The organism is Rugamonas sp. GW822-FHT03B10 (assembly GCF_058801745.1).
In genome coordinates this window covers 23,174-37,474 of sequence record NZ_JBXANP010000007.1, presented here as the reverse complement: position 1 = coordinate 37,474, position 14,301 = coordinate 23,174, and the positions used below count along the sequence as shown (strand labels likewise).

The following is a 14,301-nucleotide window of genomic DNA, read 5'->3' as shown; positions in this document are numbered from 1 at the left end:
CTTCCCATTCCCGCGACAGTGACCTTACGGCCGGTAAGGCATTATGACAAATTTATGGCTATCAACATGCATCCTGGATTATCCTTATGCACACTGTTATTTCCATTAACCAACACTCTGCGCCGCCGGCCCCCACCCCGCCCTGCCGGCGCAAGGATCCGCCATGTTAGAACAATCCGCCGCCGCGCTGCTGGCCGTCGCGCTGGCGCTGGCGCCGGCCTGCTGCGCCGCCGACGTCGAGGCCGATGACGCGGCCCTGAGCGCGCTGCTGGTCGGCACCTGGATCAACCCGCCCGACAGTCCCGACTTCGAGCGCGTCCCGTCGCGCGAAACCTTCAGGGCCGACGGCAGCTACACGTATTTCGAATACAAGGACATGGCGTGCCGCAAGCTCAGCGAGCGCATCACGGTGCGCTGGACGCTGCGCGACGGCGTCCTCACCTCCATCCTGTCGGACGGCGCCATCCTCAAGGACAAGATCGTCAGCCTGACGCAGGAAAAGATCGTGCTGCGCTCGCTCGACGACGGCCGCAGCTACTTCCGCATCCGCTCCAGCGCCTGCCCCACCGCGCTCAAGGGCGCGCATCCGGCCAACCACTGAGGCACACCAAGGACTCGCCGCATCACCGCTTGCCCGCGCCCGTCGTCCGCCGTATATTGTGATGTGTAACAGCGGCAGGAGCGACGACATGGTAAGCAATAATCCCGAACGTGTAGAGAAAGTCGGGCTAACGCTGCGCGCGGCCCGGTTGCGGCCTGTGCAGATCTGGGTGCCCGACACGCGCAGCCCGGACTTCACGGAAGAATGCAGGCGACAGTCCTTGTCCTTGCGCGCCGCATCGGACGAGGCAGCAACATTGGCCTGGCTGTGCGCCGCCGCTGACACGGACGGATGGAAATGAGGCGCGGCGATCTTGTCACGATCGCCCTGCATGGCGATTACGGCAAGCCCCGGCCAGCACTGGTCATCCAATCCGATCTATTCACCGAACACCCGTCCGTCGCCATCCTGCCCGTGACCAGCGAGTTGCACGACGCCCCCCTATTCCGCATCACAATTGAGCCGACAGAAGCCAACGGGCTGCATAAACCCTCCCAAGTCATGATCGACAAACCGCAGAGTGTGCCGCGCGACAAGATTGGCGCCGCCTTCGGCCGACTGGACAATGCCACCATGCTCATCGTCAATCGCGGCCTGGCTTTGTTCCTGGGCTTCGCGTGACAGTGCGCCGGACTCCAATATGAAAAATCCCCCCTGGCGCTGCCGCGAGGGGGGGGGGTTTGAGTGCGGAACCGGCTTACACCACGGCGCCGTCCGTCTCGTCCTTCTCCTTGATCGGCTTGATCAGGTCTTCGCGCTTCACGCCCAGCCACATGGCCACGGCCGCCGCCACGAACACCGACGAGTAGATGCCGAAGCAGATACCGATCGTCAGCGCCACGGCGAAGTAGTGCAGCGTGGGGCCGCCCAGGAACAGCATCGACAGCACCATCATCTGGGTGCAGCCGTGGGTGATGATGGTGCGCGAGATGGTGCTGGTGATGGCGTTGTCGATCACCTCATGCACCGACATCTTGCGCTGCTTGCGGAAGTTCTCGCGGATCCGGTCGAAGATCACCACCGATTCGTTGACCGAGTAACCGAGCACCGCCAGCACGGCGGCCAGCACCGTCAGCGAGAATTCCCACTGGAAGAAGGCGAAGAAGCCGAGGATGATGACCACGTCGTGCAGGTTGGCGATGATGGCCGCCACCGCGAACTTCCACTCGAAACGCACGGCCAGGTAGATCATCACGCCGATGATCACCATGGCCAGCGCGTTCATGCCGTTCTGGGCCAGCTCGTCGCCCACCTGCGGGCCGACGAATTCGACCTTCTGCAGCGACACCGATTCCACGCCGGCGGCGTCCATGCAGGCGGTCTTGGTCACCTGCTCGCCCTTGGGGCTGACGCTGTCGATCTGCTTGAGCGTGCCCTGCTCGGCCTTGCACAGGCCGTCGAACACCAGCTGCGAGGCGGCGTTGCCGCTCACGGTCTTGATCACGGGCAGGCGCAGCATGACGTCGTGCGCGGTGCCGAAGCTGGTCACTTCCGGCTGTTCATAGCCGACCTTTTCCAGCGTGTGGCGGATGCCCTCCAGGTTGGCCGGCTTGGCGTACTTGAGCTCCATCACGGTGCCGCCCGTGAATTCGACGGAGAAGTGCAGGCCCTTGTGGAACAGGAAGAACACGGCGGCCACGAAGGTCAGCGCCGAGATGGCGTTGAACACCAGCGCGTGGCGCATGAACGGTATGTCTTTTTTGATGCGGAAAAATTCCATGAAATCCTCTGAGGTTGGAGCCCGTCCCGCCGCGGCGGGACGGTGAACTTATTTCGACAGGCCGGGCACCCACACGGTGCCGATGGCGATCGATTGCAGTTTCTTCTTGCGGCCATACCAGAGGTTGACCACGCCGCGCGACATGAACACGGCCGAGAACATGGACGTCAGGATGCCCAGGCAGTGCACCACGGCGAAGCCGCGGATGGCGCCCGAACCGAACACCCACAGCGCCAGGCCGACGATCAGCGTGGTCACGTTGGAGTCGAGGATGGTGGCCCAGGCGCGGTCGAAGCCGACCGAGATCGCTTGCTGCGGCGAGGCGCCGCCGCGCAGTTCCTCGCGGATGCGCTCGTTGATCAGCACGTTGGCGTCGATCGCCATGCCGAGCGCCAGCGCGATCGCGGCGATGCCGGGCAGGGTCAGCGTGGCCTGCATCAGCGACAGCAGCGCGATCAGGAGCAGCAGGTTGCAGCCCAGCGCCAGCACGCTGAAGAAGCCGAACATCATGTAGTAGGCCATCATGAACACGGCGATGGCGGCGAAGCCGTACATGGTCGAATGCAGACCCTTGCTGATGTTCTCGGCGCCCAGTTGCGGGCCGATCGTGCGTTCCTCGATCACGTCCATCGGCGCGTACAGCGCGCCCGAGCGCAGCAGCAGCGCCAGTTCGGCCGAGTTCTCGGCGTTGCCCATGCCGGTGATCTGGAAGCGGCTACCGAGTTCGCTCTGGATGGTGGCCACCGACAGCACTTCCGGCTTGCCCTTCTCGAACAGCACGATGGCCATGCGCTTGCCCACGCGCTCGCGGGTGGCGTCGCGCATCTTGCGCCCGCCGTCGCCGTTCAGGTCGATGCCCACGGCCGGTTGCTGGTTCTGGTCGAAGCTGGCGGTGGCGCTGGAGATGTAGTCGCCGGTCAGCACCACGTCCTTGCTCAGCACCACGGGCACGCCCTTGCCGACCGTGAACAGCTCGGAGTTGAAGGGAATGGCGGCCGTCAGCTCGGTGCCGGGGGTGATGGTGTCGTCCACCATGCGCACTTCCAGCGTGGCGGTGCGGCCGATCACGGCCTTGGCGCGCGCCACGTCCTGCACGCCGGGCAGCTGCACCACGATGCGGTCCGGGCCCTGCTGCTGGATGATCGGTTCGGCCACGCCCAGCTCGTTCACGCGCTTGGACAGGGTGGAGATGTTCTGCTTGACGCCTTCCTCGATGGTCTGCTTGAGCGCGGCCGGCTTGAGGCTGACGATCAGCTTCAGGTCGGGGGCGGCGCCGGCGTCCACCAGCGACAGGTCGCCCATGGACGAGGACAGCTCGTCGCGCGCCTTGGCGCGGGTGGCCTCGTCGCGGAATTTGATCTCGATGGTGTCGCCCACGCGGTCGATGCCGGCGTGGCGCACGTTCTTGTCGCGCAGCAGGCTGCGGGCCGAGGCCTGGATGCCCTGCACGCGCTTGGTCAGGGCCGCCTTCACGTCCACCTGCATCAGGAAGTGCACACCGCCGCGCAAGTCCAGGCCCAGGTACATGGGCAGGGCGCGCAGGCTTTGCATCCATTTCGGCGTGTTCGGCTGCAGGTTCAGGGCCACCAGGTAGGTCGGATCGGCCGGGTCGGCGTTCAGGTCCTTCTCCAGCACGGCCTTGGCCTTGAACTGGGTGTCGGTGTCGGCGAAGCGGGCCCGCACCGAGGCGTAGGTGCCGGTGCCGTCGAAGCTCACGCCCTCCACCGCCAGGTTCTCCTTGCGCAGCACGGCCTCCACCTGGGCGGCCATCTCGCCCGTCATCTTGACGGTGGACTTGCCGCTGGTGACTTGCACGGCCGGCGATTCGCCGAAGTAGTTAGGCGCCGTGTACAGCGCGCCCAACAGGATGGCGATGCCGATGACGATGTATTTCCAGACAGGATAGCGATTCATAGGGTTTAACGTTCAATGTTAGGCGTCGGATGCAAGTCGGGACGGCGGCGCGCTGCTGGCGCGCGCCGTCCGGGGCCGTGGCCGGTGTTACAGCGCCTTCAGCGTGCCCTTCGGCAGCAGCACGGTGACGGATTGCTTCTGCACCACGATCTCGGTGCCGCTGGACACTTCCAGCGTCACGTAGGCGTCCGTGACCTTGGCCACTTTGCCCAGCATGCCGCCGGCCGTGACCACCTCATCGCCCTTGGCCAGCGCGTCCATCATGGCCTTCTGTTCCTTGGCCCGTTTCTGCTGGGGGCGGATCATCAGGAAATACATGGCCACGAACATCAGGATCAGCGGCAGGAAGCTGGTGAGGTTGCCACCAAGGCCGAGGGCGTCGCCGGCCGATTGTGCGTAAGCGTTGGAAATGAACACTGCGTACTCCGTTTATCAGATTGAAAAAATAGCGCTGTATTCTAGCACTGGCGGGGAAGGGTCCACCCCTCCCCCATGTGGGTGGCATGCATCTTTTTACAAGATTGCAACAAGCCGCGCCCCGTTTCAGACGCCGCGCGCCCGGTCGGCATGGAATTGCAGGGTCCAGGCGTGGAAGCGGTCCTCGTCGAGCGCGTCGCGCATCTGCTGCATGATGTCGAGGTAGTAATGCAGGTTGTGGATGGTGTTCAGGCGCGCGCCGAGGATCTCCTGCGAGCGGTGCAGGTGGTGCAGGTAGGCGCGCGAGAAGTTGCGGCAGGCGTAGCAGCCGCAGGTCTCGTCCAGCGGCGCCTTGTCGTCCTTGTAACGGGCGTTCTTGATCTTGATGTCGCCGAAGCGGGTGAACAGCCAGCCGTTGCGGGCGTTGCGGGTCGGCATCACGCAGTCGAACATGTCGACCCCGTTCGAGACGCCGGCCACCAGGTCCTCCGGCGTGCCCACGCCCATCAGGTAGTGCGGCTTGTTGGCCGGCAGGCGCGGGCCCACGTGGGCCAGCACGCGCATCATGTCCTCCTTCGGCTCGCCCACCGACAAGCCGCCGATGGCCAGGCCGGGGAAGTCGATCTCCTCCAGCTTGGCCAGCGACTCGTCGCGCAGGTTCTCGAACATGCCGCCCTGGACGATGCCGAACAGCGCGTTCGGGTTGCCGCCGCGGTGGAACTCGTCGTGCGAACGCTGGGCCCAGCGCAGCGACATGCGCATCGACTTGGCCGCCTCGTCCAGCGTGGCCGGCCGGCCGGCGATCTCGTACGGCGTGCACTCGTCGAACTGCATCACGATGTCGGAATTGAGCACGCGCTGGATCTGCATCGACACCTCGGGCGACAGGAACAGCTTGTCGCCGTTGATGGGCGAATTGAAATGCACGCCCTCCTCGGTGATCTTGCGCATCTCGCCCAGCGAGAACACCTGGAAGCCGCCCGAATCGGTCAGGATGGGCTTGTCCCAGCCCATGAAGTCGTGCAGGCCGCCGAACTTGGCCATCACGTCGTTGCCGGGGCGCAGCCACAGGTGGAAGGTGTTGCCGAGGATGATCTGGGCGCCGACCTCCTTCAGCTCCAGCGGCGACATGGCCTTGACGGAGCCGTAGGTGCCGACCGGCATGAAGATCGGGGTCTGCACCACGCCGTGGTTCAGTTTCACGGTGCCGCGGCGGGCCTTGGTCAGGCCGCTGCTGTCGGTTTTGATGAGTTTAAATTCCAGCATTCAATATTTTCCAATTTCCAAATTTATTTAGACCGTTGTGCCCGGTACTTGGGCGCGTATCAGTTTCGTCCAGTCACTGCACAGCTTGCGAAATGACCGGCTGTTGCCATGGGCCATGGCAAGGTCGATCAACGCCGAAAAAGCAGGCTGATCGATGACCTCATGGTAGGCACCACGGCTAATTTGTTTGCAGAGCCATTGTTTTGCTCCGCGCAAATGTTCGGCCTCCGGTATCTCGGCGGGAGCGGCGAATCCCCGGCGGCCCGTCAATGACGGCGCCGCCGCGACGAACCATGCTTCGTATTCATGATTGGCGAGGACAACGGCAACTTCCCGACCCGGCAATATCGCCCTAGCCCTGGCAACGATGTCGGCAGCCAGATCTCTGGGACAATCATCGTCGGCATCCAGCAATACCATGATGCCCCCCGGCGCAGGACACATGGCCGAAGCCAATTGCATTTTTTTAGCAAACTCGGCTGGACGATGAAGGAACTGGTCCCGGCGCACCCGGATCGGATGGGCCACGTGCACCGGCAAACCCGGGAACAACCACTCGCTGACGCGCCGCAGCAGGACCGGGAAAGCGGCCACTTCGCCGTCCCCCTCGACAATCGCGACAATGTTGATCATTATTTCTCTTCGAACAATGCGACCTGCTGCATGGACGACGCCCCCGCTGGCAGTGGGTCGGGTTGCAGCTGGTTCAATCGCAACAACTCGCCCGCCGAGCACAAATGGGCGCGCATCGCCTCATGCGCTCCCTTGCCCAACGGTGTGATCCGCGTCACACCAGCCTCGGCAGCTACGACCAGCAAGGCTTCCGGTGCAATTGCCACATCATCCAGCAGATCCGGACTATGGCTCGTCACGATCACTTGGGTACGCTCCGACGCCCGCACCAAGGCTTCGCGCAACGCTGCGGAAGCGCCGGGATGCAAGGCCGTCTCCGGCTCCTCGATACCAATCAGTGTCGGCGCATGATCCTTGTTACCCTGGAACAGCGCTGTGAGTATGCCAAGCGCGCGCAAGGTTCCATCGGACATATTTTGTGCAGGGAACCGCCAGCGATGTTCAGCCCCGGCCATGTCCTGTTGAAAAACCAGCGATTCCATCGGCCCCACAGGTTCCCGTTCCACGCCATGCACTGTCGATACCACTGCATGCAGATAGTCTTCGATGATGGCGATCGCTTCTGGATTCGTCCTCGTTAAATGGCCAATCACACTGGCGATGTTTTCACCCGCCGGCTTCAACAACCGCCCATCCTGAGGCTTTTGCAATTCACGTATGAGCTTGGGATTGAGGTTGTAAAAACCCATGGCAGTCAGCGCATCGTAGACGGGCCGGAACGCTGCCAGTCCGGACGCGCTCACCAATGCGAGACGATCAGCGGTAACGGCCGGAAAAGTCTCCTCGCTCGTTTCCAGCAATTTCCCCTTCTCCAGCGAAAAAAACGGTCCCTTGCCTTTGCCGCCGATACTGCAACGTTCCTTCTGCACCTCGTAGCCGCCACTGCCCAGCGCGCCGACCGAAAAACCATAAGTGCCCTCCTCCCCACCCGGCAAACTGAATTCCAGTTCAATACCAAAATGGGTAGGATGGCCGTTTGAACGGCGCCGTACGGCCGACAATCCGCCGCGCTCGTTGATTGCGTTGTCCAGCGAACTGCTGAGCGCATCCCTGACCAGGTGCAGGGCATCCAAAAAGTTGCTTTTCCCCGAACCGTTTGCCCCCACAAGGTAGGTCAGGGACGACAACTTGACGTCACAAATACCTATGCTCTTGTAGTTCCGCAGAACCACGCGCTTGAGAAAAATAGCAGATTTCATGTCTGGCCCCTTGTTTGCGCAATCCCTGGCAAAGACCCATTGTACCCGCGCATAATCACCCGTCCTTAACCAGACGCGCATGCGGCATCTGCCGCTTACGCCTTGTTCACCGTCGTCAGCAGCATCGCGTCGCCATAGCTGAAGAAGCGGTACGCGCTGGCGATCGCGTGGGCGTAGGCCGCGCGGATCTCGTCGAAGCCGGCGAAGGCCGACACCAGCATCAGCAACGTCGACTTGGGCAGGTGGAAGTTGGTGATCAGGCGGGTGACGGTCCTGAACTGGTAGCCGGGCGTGATGAACAGGGCCGTGTCGGCGCTGCCCGCCTCCAGCGTACCGCTCTGCGAGGCCGATTCCAGCGCGCGCAGGCTGGTGGTGCCCACGGCCACCACGTCGCGTCCGGCGGCGCGGGTGGCGCGCACGGCGTCCACCGTGGCCTGCGGCATGGTGTACCACTCGGTGTGCATCTTGTGCTCGGACAGCACCTCGGTGCGCACCGGCTGGAAGGTGCCGGCGCCCACGTGCAGCGTGACGTAGGCGAAGTTGACGCCCTTGGCCTTCAGTTTATCCAGCAGCGGCTGGTCGAAGTGCAGGCCGGCCGTGGGCGCGGCCACGGCGCCGGGCACCTTGTTGAACACGGTCTGGTAGCGCGTCTCGTCGAACGCGTCGGCCGCGTGCTCGATGTAGGGCGGCAGCGGCAGGCGGCCGTGGGCCTCGATCAGGTCGAACACGTCGGCGTCGAAATGCAGGGTGTAGAACTCGCCGGCGCGCTCGCCGACGGTGACGTCGAAGGCGTCGGCCAGGCGGATCTTCACGCCGGGGCCGGGCGACTTGGAGGCGCGCACCTGGGCCAGCACGGTGCGGTTGTCGAGCACGCGCTCGACCAGCGCCTCGACCTTGCCGCCGCTGTCCTTGACGCCGAAGAAGCGCGCCTTGAGCACGCGCGTGTCGTTCATCACCAGCAGGTCGCCCGGCTGCAGCAGGTCGATGATGTCGGCGAACTGGCGGTCCACCAGCCGCGCGCCGTCCACGTGCAGCAGGCGGGATGCGCTGCGGTCGGGCAGCGGGAACTGGGCGATGCGCTCGGGCGGCAAGTTAAAATCGAAATCGGAAAGCGAATACATGAGCAAACTTCTAATGTGATGGAATACCGGAACTGGCCCCGTGCTTTCTGCGCAAGCCTTACAATACTGGCGTTGCCGCGCGACGGCCAACCCTCTATTTTACGCTAGTACACCCTGAAGCACCCGAATATGCCTGTTTCAAAGCCCAAGACCGCCAAGAAGACCGTCAGCCCGCAAGCCCGGCTGGCCAAACTGGGCCTGCACACCGACATGGACCTGGTGCTGCACCTGCCCATGCGCTACGAGGACGAGACCCAGGTGGTGTCGATCCGCGAAGCCTGCCTGCATGGCGGCGAGTCGTCCCAGGTCGAGGGCCTGGTGGTCAAGAATGAAATCGCCTTCAAGCCGCGGCGCCAGCTGCTGGTCCATATCGCCGACGAGACGGGCGATCTGCAATTGCGCTTCATGAACTTCTACGGCAGTCAGGTCAAGCAACTGGCCGAGGGCACGCGGGTGCGCGCGCGCGGGGAGCTCAAACACGGCTTCTTCGGCGCCGAGATGGTGCATCCCACGTACAAGGTGGTCAACGAGGGCGCGCCGCTGCCCACCTCCCTCACGCCGGTCTACCCGGCCGGCGAGGGCCTGTCCCAGCCCGTGCTGCGCCGTGCCATCGGCGACGCCATGAAGCGCGTGGACTGGACCGACACGCTGCCGCCGGAACTGGTCGACAGCATGCGGCTCACCAATTTCGAACCGGCCGTCAAGCTGCTGCACTATCCGCCCCAGCAGGTGGACGAGCACGCGCTGGCCGACCGCTCGCACCCGGCCTGGGTGCGCATGAAGTTCGATGAACTGCTGGCCCAGCAACTGTCGCTGAAACGGGCGCAGCGCGCGCGCCGTGCGAAAGGGGCTGCCGCGCTCAAGGTGGTGGGCGATTTGTCGGCCCGCTTCGAGGCGGCGCTGCCGTTCAAGCTGACGGGCGCCCAGCAGCGCGTGCTCAACGAGATCCGCGCCGACCTGCGCCATCCCTACCCCATGCAGCGCCTGCTGCAGGGCGACGTGGGCAGCGGCAAGACGGTGGTGTCGGCGCTGGCCGCCACCCAGGCCATCGACAGCGGCTTCCAGGCGGCCCTGATGGCGCCCACGGAAATCCTGGCCGACCAGCACTTCCGCAAGATCGCGGCCTGGCTCGAACCGCTGGGCGTGAAGGTGGCGTGGCTGACCGGCAGCCTGAAAAAGAAGGACAAGCTGGCCGCCACCGCCCTGATCGAATCGGGCGAAGCGCAGCTGGTGATCGGCACCCATGCCCTGATCCAGGACGGCGTGAACTTCGCCAACCTGGGCCTGGTGATCGTGGACGAGCAGCACCGCTTCGGCGTGGGCCAGCGCCTGACCTTGCGCAACAAGGGCAACGAGGGCGCCATCCCGCACCAGCTGATGATGTCGGCCACGCCGATCCCGCGCACGCTGGCCATGACCTACTACGCCGACCTGGAAGTGTCGGTGATCGACGAACTGCCGCCGGGCCGCAGCCCCATCGTCACACGGGCCGTGGACCAGAACCGGCGCGACGAGGTGATCGCGCGCGTGCACGCGGCCGCGCAGGAGGGACGCCAGGTGTACTGGGTCTGCCCGCTGATCGAGGAGTCGGAGGCGCTGCAACTGCAAACGGCGACCGACACCCACGCCCTGCTGGCCGAAGCCCTGCCCGACCTGAACGTGGGGCTGGTCCACGGCCGTCTGAAACCGGCCGAGAAGCAGGAGGTGATGGACGCCTTCAGCGCCGGCCAGATGCATGTGCTGGTGGCCACCACCGTGATCGAGGTGGGGGTGGACGTGCCCAACGCGTCGCTGATGGTGATCGAGCATGCCGAGCGTTTCGGCCTGTCGCAGCTGCACCAGTTGCGCGGCCGGGTGGGCCGGGGATCGGCGGCCAGCGTATGCCTGCTGCTGTACCAAAGCCCGCTGGGCGGCGTGGCGCGCCAGCGCCTGATGACGATGCGCGAGACGACGGACGGTTTCGAGATCGCCCGGCGCGACCTGGAGATACGCGGCCCCGGCGAATTCCTCGGCGCGCGCCAGTCCGGCCAGGCCATGCTGCGCTTCGCCGACCTGGAGACGGACGGCTGGCTGGTCGACCAGGCGCGCGACGTGGCGCACGACCTGCTGCACGCGCCCGACAAGGCGGCCACGGTGGAAGCCCACCTGGCCCGCTGGCTGGGCGGGCGCGAGGAATTCCTCAAGGTCTGAAGGTCAGAACTACAATCAGAAGCACCGTCAGAAGCACATATACAGCCGGGTGGCCATGTCCAGCATGAAGTCCGGCTTCAGATAGGCGGCGAACACCAGCGCCAGCACCACGGCCAGCGCCAGCCGCATCAGCCACGGTTTCAGCCGCCTCGTCATGCCGGCTGCAACTGCGCCCGCACGACCGGGCGCTCATTGATGGGCAGGTTGACCAGCGCCGCCATCACCCCGAGCGCGATGGCGATGCCCCACACCACATCGTAGCTGCCCTGGCGCGCGAACAGGTAGCCGCCCAGCCACACGCCGAGGAAGCTGCCCACCTGGTGCGAGAAGAACACCACGCCCGCCAGCATGGACATGTGCTTGACGCCGAAGATGCCGGCGATGATGCCGTTGGTGAGCGGCACGGTGGACAGCCAGATCAGCCCCATGGCCGCCGCGAACGCATACACGGTCCACTGCGACAACGGCGCCAGCAGGAACAGGCTGATGAACACGGAGCGCGAGAAGTAGATCGCCGCCAGCAGCATGCGCTTGGGCAGGCGGCCACCGAGCTTGCCCGCGAAGTAGGAGCCGAAGATGTTGAACAGGCCGATCAGGGCCAGCGCCGTCATGGCCACCTTGGGATTGCCGATGCCCTTGTCGGCCAGGTACACGGCCAGGTGCGCGCCGATGAACACCACCTGGAAGCCGCACACGAAATAGCCGGCCACCAGGAACAGGAAGGAGCGGTTGCCGACCGCCTCGCGCATCGCCTCGCCCGCGCTTTGCTGCGGGCCGTGGCTATGGCTGACCTCCGGCTCGCGCAGGAACAGCGCCATGGGGATCATGGCCACGATCACCAGCACGGCCAGCAGGTAGAAGGCGTTCTGCCAGCCGGCCGACGAGATCAGCTGCTGCGCGACGGGCAGCATGAAGAACTGGCCGAACGAGCTGCAGGCGCCGGAGATGCCGAACGCCCACGAGCGTTTTTCGACCGGCGCCACGCGCCCGATGATGCCGCTGACGGCGCCGAACGCCGTGCACGACAGGGCCAGGCCGATGAACACGCCCGAGCCGATCACGAACAAGGTGGCGTCGTTCACCATCGCCATCCACACCAGTCCCAGCATGTAGCTGACGGCGCCCACCAGCACCACGCGCATGGTGCCGAAACGGTCGGCGGCCATGCCGGCGAACGGGCCGAACGCGCCCCACATCAGATTCTGCAGCGCCATCGCCAGCGAATAGGTTTCGCGCGTCCAGCCGTGGGCTTGCGAAATGGGCTGCATCCACAGACCGAAGCCGTGGCGCACGCCCATCGCGAGGGTGAGGACGACGCCGCTGGCCAGCAGCACGGTTTTGAGCGACGGGGCGCGGGAGGTGGTGATCATGTCTGAACTCTTCTTGGATTTGTATTGTGCGTTTATTGTGCGTTATCGGTCGGTGTTGTAGCGCAGGCCGATCTGCTCCCGGATCGTGTCGAGCACCCCCATGATGGCCAGCGTCTCCTCATGCGGCATGACGGGGCTTTCGATCAGGCCCAGGCGCATGCAGCGCACCACTTCCTGCGCCTCGTGCGTGTAGCCGTTGCCGCTGTGGGGGATGGTGAGCGTGCGTTCGTTGCGCGCCAGTCCGTCCACCAGCGTGACGGAGATCTTCTCGGTCTTATAGAAGCGGTCGTGCAGGCGCACGAAGCCCTTGTCGCCCGAGATGGTCAGTTCGGTCGGCGTGCGCGCGCGCAGGCTGCAGCCGCAGGCGGACATGGCGCCGCCTTCGTGGCGCAGCGTGAACATGGTCTGCAGGTCGATGCCGGTGGTGGCCATCTGGGCCTGCGCCTGCACGGCCGCCACCTCGCCGAGGAAGAACGACGCCATCGACAGCGGGTAGATGCCCACGTCCAGCAGCGCGCCGCCGCCCAGTTCCGGATTGAACAGGCGATGCTCGGGCCCGACCGCCGCCGTGAAGCCGAAATCGGCGCTCAAGTGGGTCGGAACGCCGATCTCGCCGCTATCGACGATGCGCTTGGCCTCGACCACGGCCGGCATGAACCGGGTCCACATGGCTTCCATCACGAACAGCTGCTTGCGGCGCGCCAGCGCGATGATATCCTCGGCCTGCCCGCGGTTCATGGTGAACGATTTCTCGACCAGCACACCCTTGCCGCCGTGCAGGCACATCATGGCGTTCTCGTGGTGCATGGGGTGCGGCGTGCCGATGTAGACCACGTCCACCTGGTCGTCGTCGGCCAGCGCCTGGTAGGAGGCATGGCAGCGGTCCACGCCGAAGCGGGCGCCGAAGGCGGCGGCGCCGTCGGCGCTGCGCGAGGCGACGGCCACCAGTCTGGCGCCGGGGGTGTCCTGCAAGGCGGTGGCGAACGCCGTCGAGATTTTGCCGGTGCCGAGGATGCCCCAGCGGATGACCTGCCCCATGTCCCCATCGCTTTCCGCCGCCGCGCGGCTTAGTTGGCCACCGTCCCCCGTTTAGGCCGGAACACCGTGGCGTCTGCATAAAAAGTCTCGTCCTGCCCCGGCCACCATTCCGGCACACCCAGCACCGGCAGTGGCGTGAAGCAGGCCGTCGTCAAGCCGTCCTGCGCCAGCTCCTGCGCCACTTTCCCGTCCAGCCAGGCGCGCCGGCCGGTCTGGTCGAGCGCAAAATAATCGTCGCCGGCGACGACCACGCGGGTGTGCGCGGTGATCGCCTTGTAGGGCGCCACCAGTTTCTCCATCAGCGCATGGCCGAACAGCCAGACCTGCGCATCGCGTCCCCAACTGGCGCGTTGTTCGACGAACGCGGCGCGCCACCGATGGCCGCGCAACGCATCGGCCAGCGCGTGGCCGGCGGCGCTGTCGCGCACCACCAGCAAGGCGGCGTTCTCGTCGAACAGCGTGGCCGCGTCGCGGGCCGGGCCGCGCGACTTGCCGACCCCGTCGCGCGCGATCTGCGCCGCCTGCAGCGCGTTCAGCTGGCGCTTGATGCGCGGGAAGCTGAGCCACACCAGGGCGTTGAAGAAGTCGTGCAGGTTGTCGCGCGTGGGCACGCAGCCGGTGGCGCCGATGAATTCCTCATAGGCGGTGCCGTCGGGCAGCGCGCTTTGCGGCACGAAACTCAACGGCAGGTCCCGATGATTACATAATTCGAGCGCGGCTGCTTGCGCGTTGAATTTTTCGATTTCGCTGCCGGCGCCGGGCGCCAGCAGGGTCGCCGCCGCCCGTACCGTCTCGTACCACGGGCGCGGCCAGTCGATGGCGCCGAACACGC

The 14,301-nt window shown here is 65.1% G+C and carries 15 protein-coding genes; 4 read left to right on the top strand and 11 right to left on the bottom strand.

What is annotated here, in order from left to right; genetic code table 11:
• The first annotated feature begins 163 nt into the window (after positions 1-163).
• The 3 genes from AC1RQG_RS13280 (at position 164) to AC1RQG_RS13270 (ending at position 1,222) form a co-directional block, all read left to right on the top strand.
• Complete coding sequence (locus AC1RQG_RS13280; protein WP_493132026.1) at positions 164-601, top strand: lipocalin-like domain-containing protein; 438 nt, start codon at positions 164-166, stop codon at positions 599-601.
• Between the two features lie 88 nt (positions 602-689).
• Positions 690-902: an antitoxin MazE family protein gene (locus AC1RQG_RS13275; RefSeq protein WP_493132024.1), complete on the top strand. Its 213-nt coding sequence runs from the start codon at positions 690-692 to the stop codon at positions 900-902.
• The gene (locus AC1RQG_RS13270) at positions 899-1,222 is read left to right on the top strand and encodes a type II toxin-antitoxin system PemK/MazF family toxin (protein ID WP_493132022.1); all 324 of its coding nucleotides are present in this window, start codon (positions 899-901) and stop codon (positions 1,220-1,222) included. Before AC1RQG_RS13275 ends, AC1RQG_RS13270 begins: the two co-directional genes overlap by 4 nt.
• Positions 1,223-1,298: 76 nt before the next feature.
• Here AC1RQG_RS13270 and secF read toward each other — a convergent pair whose 3' ends face one another.
• The 7 genes from secF to queA all read right to left on the bottom strand — a co-directional run bounded on the left by secF (position 1,299) and on the right by queA (position 8,871).
• Positions 1,299-2,321 (bottom strand): protein translocase subunit SecF, encoded by a 1,023-nt coding sequence (gene secF, locus AC1RQG_RS13265; protein ID WP_493132020.1) that lies wholly within the window; start codon positions 2,319-2,321, stop codon positions 1,299-1,301.
• 48 nt (positions 2,322-2,369) lie between these two features.
• On the bottom strand, positions 2,370-4,235 hold the full coding sequence (secD, locus tag AC1RQG_RS13260) for a protein translocase subunit SecD (RefSeq protein WP_493132018.1): 1,866 nt from the start codon (positions 4,233-4,235) through the stop codon (positions 2,370-2,372).
• An 87-nt stretch (positions 4,236-4,322) separates the two neighbouring features.
• Positions 4,323-4,652: a preprotein translocase subunit YajC gene (gene yajC / locus AC1RQG_RS13255; RefSeq protein ID WP_493132016.1), complete on the bottom strand. Its 330-nt coding sequence runs from the start codon at positions 4,650-4,652 to the stop codon at positions 4,323-4,325.
• Positions 4,653-4,778: 126 nt separating this feature from the next.
• The gene (gene tgt / locus AC1RQG_RS13250; protein ID WP_493132014.1) at positions 4,779-5,918 is read right to left on the bottom strand and encodes a tRNA guanosine(34) transglycosylase Tgt; all 1,140 of its coding nucleotides are present in this window, start codon (positions 5,916-5,918) and stop codon (positions 4,779-4,781) included.
• A gap of 27 nt (positions 5,919-5,945) precedes the next feature.
• Entirely contained in the window at positions 5,946-6,551 is a 606-nt protein-coding gene (locus tag AC1RQG_RS13245) for a DUF4276 family protein (RefSeq protein WP_493132012.1), read from the bottom strand.
• Positions 6,551-7,750 carry an AAA family ATPase gene (locus AC1RQG_RS13240; RefSeq protein WP_493132010.1) on the bottom strand — a complete coding sequence of 400 codons (1,200 nt, stop codon included), beginning with the start codon at positions 7,748-7,750 and terminating at the stop codon, positions 6,551-6,553. Before AC1RQG_RS13240 ends, AC1RQG_RS13245 begins: the two co-directional genes overlap by 1 nt.
• Positions 7,751-7,845: 95 nt before the next feature.
• Positions 7,846-8,871, bottom strand: a complete 1,026-nt coding sequence (gene queA / locus AC1RQG_RS13235; protein ID WP_493132008.1) for a tRNA preQ1(34) S-adenosylmethionine ribosyltransferase-isomerase QueA — start codon at positions 8,869-8,871, stop codon at positions 7,846-7,848.
• A 129-nt stretch (positions 8,872-9,000) separates the two neighbouring features.
• Here queA and recG point away from each other — a divergent pair, with 129 nt between their 5' ends.
• Complete coding sequence (gene recG, locus AC1RQG_RS13230; protein ID WP_493132006.1) at positions 9,001-11,061, top strand: ATP-dependent DNA helicase RecG; 2,061 nt, start codon at positions 9,001-9,003, stop codon at positions 11,059-11,061.
• Between the two features lie 27 nt (positions 11,062-11,088).
• Here recG and AC1RQG_RS13225 read toward each other — a convergent pair whose 3' ends face one another.
• Genes AC1RQG_RS13225 through AC1RQG_RS13210 form a run of 4 tightly spaced genes read right to left on the bottom strand, consistent with a single transcriptional unit; the run spans position 11,089 to position 14,299 of the window.
• The gene (locus tag AC1RQG_RS13225) at positions 11,089-11,217 is read right to left on the bottom strand and encodes a hypothetical protein (protein WP_493132004.1); all 129 of its coding nucleotides are present in this window, start codon (positions 11,215-11,217) and stop codon (positions 11,089-11,091) included.
• Complete coding sequence (locus AC1RQG_RS13220) at positions 11,214-12,431, bottom strand: MFS transporter (protein ID WP_493132002.1); 1,218 nt, start codon at positions 12,429-12,431, stop codon at positions 11,214-11,216. The genes AC1RQG_RS13225 and AC1RQG_RS13220 overlap by 4 nt, the downstream gene beginning before the upstream one ends.
• Positions 12,432-12,473: 42 nt before the next feature.
• A complete protein-coding gene (locus tag AC1RQG_RS13215) occupies positions 12,474-13,469 on the bottom strand; it encodes a Gfo/Idh/MocA family protein (protein WP_493132000.1) in 996 nt (331 codons plus the stop codon).
• A 29-nt stretch (positions 13,470-13,498) separates the two neighbouring features.
• Positions 13,499-14,299 carry a DUF3025 domain-containing protein gene (locus AC1RQG_RS13210; RefSeq protein WP_493131998.1) on the bottom strand — a complete coding sequence of 267 codons (801 nt, stop codon included), beginning with the start codon at positions 14,297-14,299 and terminating at the stop codon, positions 13,499-13,501.
• Positions 14,300-14,301: the final 2 nt, after the last annotated feature.